Genomic DNA, 8784 nt, shown 5'->3' on the forward strand with positions numbered 1-8784 from the left:
GCGCTCCCCCCCCTTCTACCGCCCCTCGGGGCCCCGGCCCCCCCCCCCGGGCGGGGCGGCGGGGGGGGGGCCCGGCCCCCCCCCCCCACGGCCGTACGTCCCACCTCGTACGTCTCAGAAGTGCACCTCGGCGCAGGCGCGGCCGCGCAGTTGGAGTCCGCCGCCGGTGTGCTCCCAGCCCTCGGCGCAGAGCACGGACCCGTTGGGCAGGTCACGGCCCACCGGCACCGTGAACTTCTGGTGGTAGCCCCAGAAGCCCGTGGCGCTGTTGCGGTCGATGCCGCCGCCGTAGATGTGCAGGTGCCCGTTGAAGTCGCCGTTCCAGGTCGTCGACGCGGTCACGGACTCCACGCGCAGTCCGCTGCCCGCCACCGCGATGCAGGTGCGGTCGTTGCATCCCGTCGCCCCGGCGAACGCGGACGGCGCGGTGGCCGCCACCGCCGCCCCCACACAGACGAACGTCGTCGCCGTCCGCGCCCACCAACGCGCCTTCGTACCCTTACCGTTCACGTGCCACCTCTCCTGAGTCCGTCGCGATTGCGCGACGATCTTGGCAGGGGTGGTGGCCGCGGAGCCCGTTCCCACGCGTCGGTCCACTCCGACGGGTGATCATCGGGGGGTGTGTCAGACCGCGCGCCACAGCGAAGGCGCCGACGGCGGCTCCCAGCCGCGCTGGGCCGTGTGGCCCTGGAGGCAGACGTAGGCGCGGCCGTCGTGGGTCACGCGGTCGCCCGCGGTGTAGCCGGTGCCGACGGCCCAGGTGCCGCCCGGGGGCTGGGTCGGGGGGTCGGTCGGCGAGGGCGTCTGGGGCACCCGGAGGACGAAGTCGAAGTCGGCGTCCTTGGCGTTGCCGACGTCCCGTACGTTCATGAGCAACCGGGCGTCGAAGATCGGGTCGGTGTTGTTGCGCGGCTCGTTCGGGAAGTACAGCTGGGTGGTGAGGACCGGGCGGCCGGGGGCCTGCAGTTTCACGTGCAGGTGGCGGGTGCGTCCGGGGTAGAGGCCGGGGAAGATCGTGGTGAGGGTGAACGCGCCGCGGGCGTCGGTGAACTGGTGCCCGCGCATCCGGAAGCCCACGTTGTCGTAGGCGCCGCGGGCGTCTGCCTGCCAGAAGTCGAGGAGCACCTGCGGGATGGGCAGGCAGGCCAGGCCGAACACGTAGCCGGTGACGGTGAGCCGGGTGCCCTGGGTGCCGGGCTCGATGAGCGAGGTGCGCCGGGGCGAGTTGGGTTTGAAGTAGGGGCCTTCGGTCTGGGGCGGTGTCGGGTCGTCGCCGTCGTCGCAGGACGGGGTGACCTCGGGGGCCTTGCCGGTGCCCGCTCTGGTGCGGGCGAGCGCGGGGACGCCCATCATCGCCACCGGCGCCGCGACGCCCGCGGCCAGGGCGGCGCGGAGCACCGTCTTGCGGCTCGGGCCCGGGCGCGGGGCGGGCGTGGGCGGGTCCGTGGGCTCGCCGGTCGGGGCGCCGCTGATGTCGTGCCCGTTGGTGGGCGTGTCGCCGTCCATCGCTCCTCCTGGGTGGGGGGTGGGGATCGGCTTAGAAGCTATGCGGCGGGCCCGGGCGGGGCGATGGACGCAATGCGGTGGTCGTGGTGAATATCGCCACCGCCGCGGCGGAAGTCGCCGGGAGTGGCGCCGGTCTCGCGGCGGAAGAAGCGGCAGAAGTACGCGGGGTCGGCGAAGCCCACCCGGTCCGCGACCTGACGTACCGTCAGATCGGTGCAGGCGAGCAGGCGTTTCGCCTCGTGCACCCGGGCCTGGCGAAGCAGCTCACCCGGGGTGCGGCCCATGGCGGCCTTGACCGCCTCGTTCAGGTGGCTCACCGAGACCCCGAGGTGGACGGCGCAGTCGCGCACGGACCAGGGCAGCGCGCGGGGCGTGCTCACCAGGGCGACGAACTGGGTCGCCGCGGGGGCGGGGCGGGCGGCCTCGGGGGCCGGGACGCCGGGCGGGTGGGCCCTGCCGGGGGCGGGGAGGCGCCCGGCGCGTACCACGAGGATGTGGAGGAGGGCGCGCAGGACGCCGCCGAAGCCCTCGGCTCCCGTGCGGTACTCGTGGTCCATCTCGGCGACGAGGCGCGCGGCCCAGTCCGCGTCCCGCTCGGGCAGCTCCAGCCAGGGGCGGCGGCCGAGGCGGCGCAGCAGGGCGCGGTCGGCGGGGTGTTCCAGGAGGAAGTCGTCAGTGAAGACGACGACGCAACCCTCAAGGCCCCGGACACCGTCCCAGTAGTGCACCTGACCGGGCGCGATGAAGCACAGATGGGGAGGGCGGAGGGTGAAGCGCGTGAGGTCGACGACATGACTGCCGGTGCCGCCGGTGACGAGCACGATCTCGTGGAAGGTGTGCCGGTGCGGGAAGGAGGCCCGGGACATCGGGCCGATGGTGTCGAAGGTGCCGATGGCGAACGGCAGCGTGTTGGGCATCGGTACCTCGAGGCGGTGGATCGGCAGGCCGCCCGCGCCGGGGTGGCTGCCGTTTCCGTGACTCGTACCGGGCAAGACCGTCGACCCGCGCATGCGTACGCTCCCCTCACCGACACCGTCCGCGCGCCGCTCGCCGCGGTGGCGCACGACCGGGCAGACTTGTCAGGTCCATACCATTCGATGGTCCACGATGACATGGCAGGGAGTGCGCACCCACCGGTTCTCAGGCCAAGTTGGGCGCCCGGAGCGCGGGCGGGAATACGGGCGGCGCGTCCTGTCGACAGGAAAGCGTTAAGACTTGCCTGAACGGTATTGCGTTGCCGCAGCACATCCGGAACATGTGTGGAGCCGCCGCCCGGGCGGGCGGCGGCTCCTGGTCCTGCGCGAGGGTGAGGCATCGGGACAGGGACCGGTCGGCTCGGATCTCTCCCGCGCTTCTCGTTCGTTCGTCTGTCGTCCTTACCCCCGCTACCCGCTCACCTGGCGTGAGCGGTCACGCAGTTCACACCTCCACTTCGATGCACACAAGGCGCTTGTCCTTGCGGGCGGTGAGCGCCGCTTCCCACATGGGCTTGACGAACGGCGGGATCAGCGACGCGTCGATCCGCTCCGGGGACGCGAAGCGGTACTCCCCCGCGCCGTCCTCCCGCAGCGTGATGGCACGCCGTTGCTCGGCGGTAACCTCTCCGGCGTCGAAGATGTAGTACACGCGAGGCATCAGGCCGCCGGAGTCGACCCAGGCGACCACGAGCAGGTCCCCCATCTCGACGTCCAGACCGAGCTCCGCACGGACTTCCCGGGCGCAGACGGCGCTCGGGCTCTCCCCCTCTTCGACATGGCCGCCGGGAAGGTTCCAGTAGGCCGTGTACATCGGGTTCACCATCAGCACATCGCCATGCTCATCGGCGATGATGGCCCCTGCCGAAGCGGCTAGGGACGTAGCAGTAGCATCCATGGCATCTTCCTGAATTAGCCCCGTCATGACGTGAGCACGGCTCATCAGGATCAGGTGGTTCGGCGAGCGGGGGCCCCACCCCCGCCCAGTGGAAGCGAGGACGGGCGTCGCTCGCTGCCTGCAGCGGCGGGCTCCCCCGGGCAGGGGCTCCCTTCGTCCCGTTCGGGACCGTGACCGCTGTCTTTCCTCGGGCCCAACCACCAAGGAGCTCGGGGTGCCGATTGGTGTCGTCACCTGCTCATCGCTCCTCCCCGCCCCACCGCGGCCCCGGTACGGGCCACGACGGTCCTGGCATCACCTGACGAAACGCTCGTTCCATTCGCAGGGGCCGACCAATCCCCGAGAACGACGGCGCAGTTGGGCGGGCACCCAGCGTGCGGCGACGCGGCACGAAGGCCGATCGGGGCATGAGCAGGACCGATGACTCGTCGTCGGGCTTCCCCCGCCCCCACGCGGGAACCCCGAGATCAGGTCATGCGGACGAATGGAACATCCGGGCAGGCTGTGTTCCCCGTCAGAGCCGGCCTGCCCCCGGCCCTGGCGTGAGACAGATCCTGATGCACTATCACAGGCGGTGTCAACGATTGAGAACGATGCATGTCATGGGCGTGCGCCTCGAATGAACCTGCGGAGGCACCGCCTCAGTGTTCTCGGCGCACCACAACGCGCGTAGCGCACCCGCGCTACGGACGCCCGCCACCGCTCTCCCGGCCGCCGCCCGGTTTACGTCCCTGAATCACCTTGACCAGCTCATCGAGGGCCGGGAGCAGGTCCCGCAGCGTGTCGATCTGGGCGCCGTCCGCCGTGCTGCGCAGGGCCACCGAGCGCGCGCCCAGCTCCTGCAGGACCGCACGCGTGGCGAGTTTCGGCAGGTCCTCGTTGACCATCCGGCGCAGGTAGGCGATCAGCGCGGCACCCTCGGTGCGGGAGCAGAAGCCCTCCGGCACCCGGAAGAAGAGCTCCAGGCGCGCCGCGTGGTCGTGGTTCGCGCCGCGTTCGCCGTTGAGCAGGTTCGACACGTGCTGCGCCGAGATGCCCGTCGCCCGTGAGATCTCCCTGAGGCCGTAGGGCTCCTTGCCCGCGGGGGTCTCCTTGAGCCGGGTCCGCTGCAGGAACCGCAGGCGCTGCTGGAACAGCGCCTTGCGGAAGCCCTCGCGCGCGTTCTTCTCCCGGGGCTCCTCCTCGGGGAGTTCACCGGCGAGCAGCGCCACCACCCGCTCCGGTTCGATGCCGGTGGCGCGGGAGATGAGCACGACGTCCAGCAGGCGGCCGCGCGAGGTGCCAAGACGCAGGGCGTAGGCGTCCACGTCGGCGAGGAGACGGGCGATCTCGTGTCCGGGCGCCGCTGGGTGGTCGGCTGCGTTCACCTGAAGGTCTCCATGGGCCACGGAACTCGTTGGGGCGCCCTGAGAGTATCCGCCTCAACCGTCCCCGGCCAGCGCCGTCTTCAATTGTTGACACAGAGTCCGGCCGTACAGTGTTCGGCTTCCGGTCACAACGGCCGCCCGACCAGCGCCGCCGTCCAATTTCCGGACCACCGGCGTCCGTTGGCTGACACGCGGTGCCGCCGAACCGTTACGGCACCGGCCTGATACTGTCCCTGCGCAGGTCAGCGGGCGCACGCCCGTCACGTAGGGAACGGGGAGCGTGAACGGCCTATGAAGCGCGCCAGCACACGGGCACAGGTCCCGTGTCTCGCGGAACCGGAACGAAGAGCGGCAGCGGCACGACGGGCCCGAACGGCTCGAAGAGCCGTGCCACCACCGGGCGTCGGGCACGCCCGGTCCGGCACCGGACCGAGCCGGGAGAGCTGACCCGTGCCGACCGTGGGCGCCCCCGCCGGGTGGCGTCACACCGGCCGGGCGCGCGTCGCCGACGCCTCGCACCGCATCCTCTCCGCCGTGCGCAAGCGCCGTGCCTGGGCGAGGGCACGGCGGCGGGCCATCCGCATCATCCACGACGACCTCGGTCTGCGCCCCGGCCAGGGGCTGCAGACGCTCCTCGACACCGTCGCCCACGAGCGCGGCCGGACCATCACCGTCCAGAAGCTGCCCCTGCCCTCGCACATCAGCGGGTTCTGCGTGCAGGGGGAGACCGAGGACACCATCGTCATCACCGCCAACACCAGCGAACGCCAGGGCCTGCACGTCCTGTTGCACGAGGTGTACCACCTGCTCAGCCCCGGCGTCGCGAACGCCGATCCGGACGCCATCACCGCCTGCGACGTCCTCGAACCGCACCGCGTCGCCGAACAGATGCCCTCGCTGCCCGCCGACGTGGTCCGGGAGGTGCTGACGCGGCCCGTGCGGCTGCGCACCGGCTACGAGGAGGACGAGGAGTGGTCGGCGGAGGTGTTCGCCACCGTCGGCATGCTGATGCTGTCCCTCGATGACGACGGCGGCCACACCGCGCCGCTCACCTCCTTCGCCAACCGCCGCTCCGGTCTGTGATGTGGCACGCGACCCTGACGGCGGTCAGCCTGACCGCCGCGGCCATCGCCCTGTGTCTGGCCACCGGCAAGGCACTGGCCGCCCGGCGCGAACCGGCGGTCCTGCTCAAGGTCTCCGCGTCGTCCCTGTTCCTCGCGGGCGTCATCTTCCTGCTGGCCACACCCGCCGTGTACCGCGCCGTCGACACAGCGTTCGGCGCGCCCCATCTGTCGGCCCTGCTCGCGAACACCGTGGGGCTGCTGTGCGTCGGCCACGCCCATCTGATGTCGGTGCTGTGGCAGCCCGGGCACCGCGAGGGCGGCGCAACGCACCGCACGGTCCTCACCTGGGCCCCGCTCTACGCGCTCACCGTCGTCGCCATGACGGTCCTCTACGCCCGGGCCGACCCGAGCGGCGAGGCACGGCCCCTGCTCTTCGCCCCGGACTACGTGCACACGCCCGACGCCGTGGCGTTCCACCTCGTGTACTTCGCCATGGCGACCGCCGTCGTCACGGCCACCGTGCTGCGCTGCCGCGCGCTGCTCGCCTCGCAGGGCCCGCGGCTCACTCCCGAACTGCGCCGGTGCGTCCTTGAGTTCGCCGTGGCCGTCGCCCTCGACATGCTCCATGTCGTCTGTGTCCTGACGGCGATGGCCGGCGCGGCGGGCGGCCTGCGCCTGGAGGGCTTCGCCGAGGCCGCGTGGCTGACCACCGCCGTCAGCGGCCTCGTCGCCAACTACAGCCTGGTCCGCCTGTCGTTCACCGCGCGCAGGCGGGAGCGGCGCGACTACCAGGCCCTGCGCCCGCTGTGGCAGACCGTCGTGCGCGCCGACCCGCAGCTCGTGCTCGCCCCCGGACTCCTCTGGGGCGGCTGGGACACCCGGATCGCCCTGTCCCGCAGGCTCGTCGAGATCCGTGACGGCGCCCGCAGCCTGAGCCCGTGGATGAGCAGCGCGCCCGCCCGCGCCGTGGACCAGCTGGTCCGGCGAGGCTTCGTCGGCTTCGACGTCGTGGCGGCGCAGGCCGCGGCGACCCTGCTGTACGCCGCCGAGGCGCGCGGCCAGGGGCTGCCTCCCGCCGACACCGACATGCTGCTCGCGGCGCTGCCCGGGGAGGACGTGCCCGCCGCCGCGGAACGCGAGCATCTGGTGCTGGTCGCGCGCCACCTCAGCCATCCGGTGGTGCTCGAGGCGTTGGTGCACGCGCGGCGGGCGGCGGCGGCCTCGGAGGTGCGGGGGTAGGGCGGTGGGTCGGCTCAGTGCCGGACGACCGCCTCGTCCAGGAGCGGCCCGAGTTCCCGTGCCACCGTCGTCAGGGCGCGTACGTCTCCTTCGGCGCGGGCGATGAGGAGGGCGCCCTCCACCGCGCTGATCATGACCGTGGCGAGCGCCTCGGCGCGGGCGGGCGGCACTTCCATGTCGACGAGCGCCGCGGCCACCGGGCCTGTCCAGGTGGCGAACGCCGCCGCGGCGGCCTTCCGGGTGGACTCGCTGGTGTCGGCCCGGTCCACGACGGCCGCGGCGACCGGGCAGCCGGACGTCTCCCCCGCCACCGCGAGCTCGTCCGTCCACTGGCGCACCATCGCGGCGAACAGCCCGCTCGGCGTGGGCTCGGGCAGCCCCGCCACGAACCGCGCGACGCGCCCTGCCGCGTACCGGCCCGCCCACTCCACGGCCTCGTTGACCAGTTGCTCCTTGCCGCCGGGGAAGTAGTGCTGGAGCGAGCCGCGCGGCGCCCGCGCGTGCTCGACCACGTCCCGCATGCCGGTGGCACCGATGCCTCCCCGGCGCAGCAGCTGGGCCGCGCTGAACACCATGCGCTCACGCGGCCCCCGCCCGGACGCCTCACCTGCCGTCACGCTGTCGCCTCCACCTCACGCGTCCCGTCGTACGCGAACCCGTCTCGTCGTACGCGATGATCCGCACCCCGCACGAACTCTCCTGGGCCGCACCGTACTTCCCCCGCTACTATGACAGCCGTCATAGACGGCCCGGCCGATGACCTCGGCCGCACGGCCTCGACGTTCGGGGACGGGAGTTCGGGATGGACGTGGGGTTCATTGGTCTGGGGGTCATGGGGCAGCCCATGGCGCTCCAGCTGGCGCGGTCCGGGGCGGAGTTGATCGTCTGGAACCGCACCGCCGCCCGGTGCGCGCCGCTGCGCGACGCCGGGGCGCGGGTGGCGGCCGACGTGGACGAGGTGTTCGCGCGGGCCCCCGTCGTCATCCTCATGCTGGCCAACAGCGCCGCGATCGACGCGGCGCTCGGCCGGGACACCCCCGCCTTCGCCGCCCGGGTCGCGGGGCACACGGTCGTGCACATGGGAACGACCTCGCCCGAGTACTCGCGTGCGCTCGGCGCCGAGGTACGGGCGGCGGGCGGGCGGTACGTGGAGGCGCCCGTGTCGGGGTCGCGCGAGCCCGCCGAGGCGGGGCTGCTCGTGGCGATGCTGGCGGGCGCGGAGCGGGACGTGGCCGAGGTGCGGCCGTTCGTCGCGCCGATGTGCCGGGAGACGTTCCTGTGCGGTCAGGTGCCGGGCGCGCTCCTGATGAAGCTGGCGGTGAACCTGTTCCTGATCACCACGGTCACGGGCCTCTCGGAGTCGTTCCACTTCGCGGAGCGCCAGGGCCTGGACACGAAGCTGTTCCTCGACGTGCTCGACGCCGGGCCGATGGCGAGCGGCGTCTCCCGGATGAAGGCGCCCAAGCTGCTCGCGCGGGACTTCGGCGTGCAGGCCGCGGCACTGGACGTCCTCATGAACAACCAGCTCGTCGCGGACGCGGCCCGGTCCTCCGGCCTGGCCTCGCCGCTGCTCGACGTGTGTCACTCGCTGTTCGGCGACACGGTGGCGCTGGGGCACGGCGGCCAGGACATGGTCGCGGTGCTCCGGGCGATCGAGGCCCGTACGGACGCGCTGGGCGCGGCCGGGTAGCGGGGCATCAGGCCCAGCCCGACGGCGATCGGCGCGGGGCCCGGCC

General features: G+C 72.7%; 9 protein-coding genes. 3 read left to right on the forward strand and 6 right to left on the reverse strand.

Annotated features, from left to right (window positions below; genetic code table 11):
• Nucleotides 1-114: 114 nt before the first annotated feature.
• The 5 genes from ACFVHO_RS01610 to ACFVHO_RS01630 form a co-directional block, all read right to left on the reverse strand.
• On the reverse strand, nt 115-510 hold the full coding sequence (locus ACFVHO_RS01610; protein ID WP_385708574.1) for a hypothetical protein: 396 nt from the start codon (nt 508-510) through the stop codon (nt 115-117).
• A 114-nt stretch (nt 511-624) separates the two neighbouring features.
• Nucleotides 625-1506 (reverse strand): carbohydrate-binding protein, encoded by an 882-nt coding sequence (locus tag ACFVHO_RS01615; RefSeq protein WP_385708576.1) that lies wholly within the window; start codon nt 1504-1506, stop codon nt 625-627.
• A gap of 38 nt (nt 1507-1544) precedes the next feature.
• A complete protein-coding gene (locus ACFVHO_RS01620) occupies nt 1545-2516 on the reverse strand; it encodes an AraC family transcriptional regulator (protein ID WP_385708578.1) in 972 nt (323 codons plus the stop codon).
• 409 nt (nt 2517-2925) lie between these two features.
• On the reverse strand, nt 2926-3378 hold the full coding sequence (locus tag ACFVHO_RS01625) for an NUDIX domain-containing protein (protein ID WP_385708580.1): 453 nt from the start codon (nt 3376-3378) through the stop codon (nt 2926-2928).
• 683 nt (nt 3379-4061) lie between these two features.
• Nucleotides 4062-4745 carry a transcriptional regulator gene (locus tag ACFVHO_RS01630; protein ID WP_385708582.1) on the reverse strand — a complete coding sequence of 228 codons (684 nt, stop codon included), beginning with the start codon at nt 4743-4745 and terminating at the stop codon, nt 4062-4064.
• 450 nt (nt 4746-5195) lie between these two features.
• Here ACFVHO_RS01630 and ACFVHO_RS01635 point away from each other — a divergent pair, with 450 nt between their 5' ends.
• On the forward strand, nt 5196-5828 hold the full coding sequence (locus ACFVHO_RS01635; protein ID WP_385708584.1) for a hypothetical protein: 633 nt from the start codon (nt 5196-5198) through the stop codon (nt 5826-5828).
• Nucleotides 5828-7048, forward strand: a complete 1221-nt coding sequence (locus ACFVHO_RS01640) for an MAB_1171c family putative transporter (RefSeq protein ID WP_385708587.1) — start codon at nt 5828-5830, stop codon at nt 7046-7048. The genes ACFVHO_RS01635 and ACFVHO_RS01640 overlap by 1 nt, the downstream gene beginning before the upstream one ends.
• A 14-nt stretch (nt 7049-7062) precedes the next feature.
• Here ACFVHO_RS01640 and ACFVHO_RS01645 read toward each other — a convergent pair whose 3' ends face one another.
• Entirely contained in the window at nt 7063-7623 is a 561-nt protein-coding gene (locus tag ACFVHO_RS01645) for a TetR/AcrR family transcriptional regulator (RefSeq protein ID WP_385708642.1), read from the reverse strand.
• Nucleotides 7624-7850: 227 nt separating this feature from the next.
• Here ACFVHO_RS01645 and ACFVHO_RS01650 point away from each other — a divergent pair, with 227 nt between their 5' ends.
• Entirely contained in the window at nt 7851-8738 is an 888-nt protein-coding gene (locus ACFVHO_RS01650; protein ID WP_385708589.1) for an NAD(P)-dependent oxidoreductase, read from the forward strand.
• Nucleotides 8739-8784 lie beyond the last annotated feature (46 nt).

It is taken from the genome of Streptomyces sp. NPDC127108 (assembly GCF_042677545.1).
GTDB lineage: Bacteria > Actinomycetota > Actinomycetes > Streptomycetales > Streptomycetaceae > Streptomyces.

Bases quoted from the DNA above. Each gene is read 5' to 3' on its own strand.
- ACFVHO_RS01615 (WP_385708576.1), bottom strand. From the start codon at position 1,506: ATGGACGGCGACACGCCCACCAACGGGCACGACATCAGCGGCGCCCCG.
- ACFVHO_RS01620 (WP_385708578.1), bottom strand. From the start codon at position 2,516: ATGCGCGGGTCGACGGTCTTGCCCGGTACGAGTCACGGAAACGGCAGC.
- ACFVHO_RS01625 (WP_385708580.1), bottom strand. From the start codon at position 3,378: ATGGATGCTACTGCTACGTCCCTAGCCGCTTCGGCAGGGGCCATCATC.
- ACFVHO_RS01640 (WP_385708587.1), top strand. From the start codon at position 5,828: ATGTGGCACGCGACCCTGACGGCGGTCAGCCTGACCGCCGCGGCCATC.
- ACFVHO_RS01645 (WP_385708642.1), bottom strand. From the start codon at position 7,623: ATGGTGTTCAGCGCGGCCCAGCTGCTGCGCCGGGGAGGCATCGGTGCC.
- ACFVHO_RS01650 (WP_385708589.1), top strand. From the start codon at position 7,851: ATGGACGTGGGGTTCATTGGTCTGGGGGTCATGGGGCAGCCCATGGCG.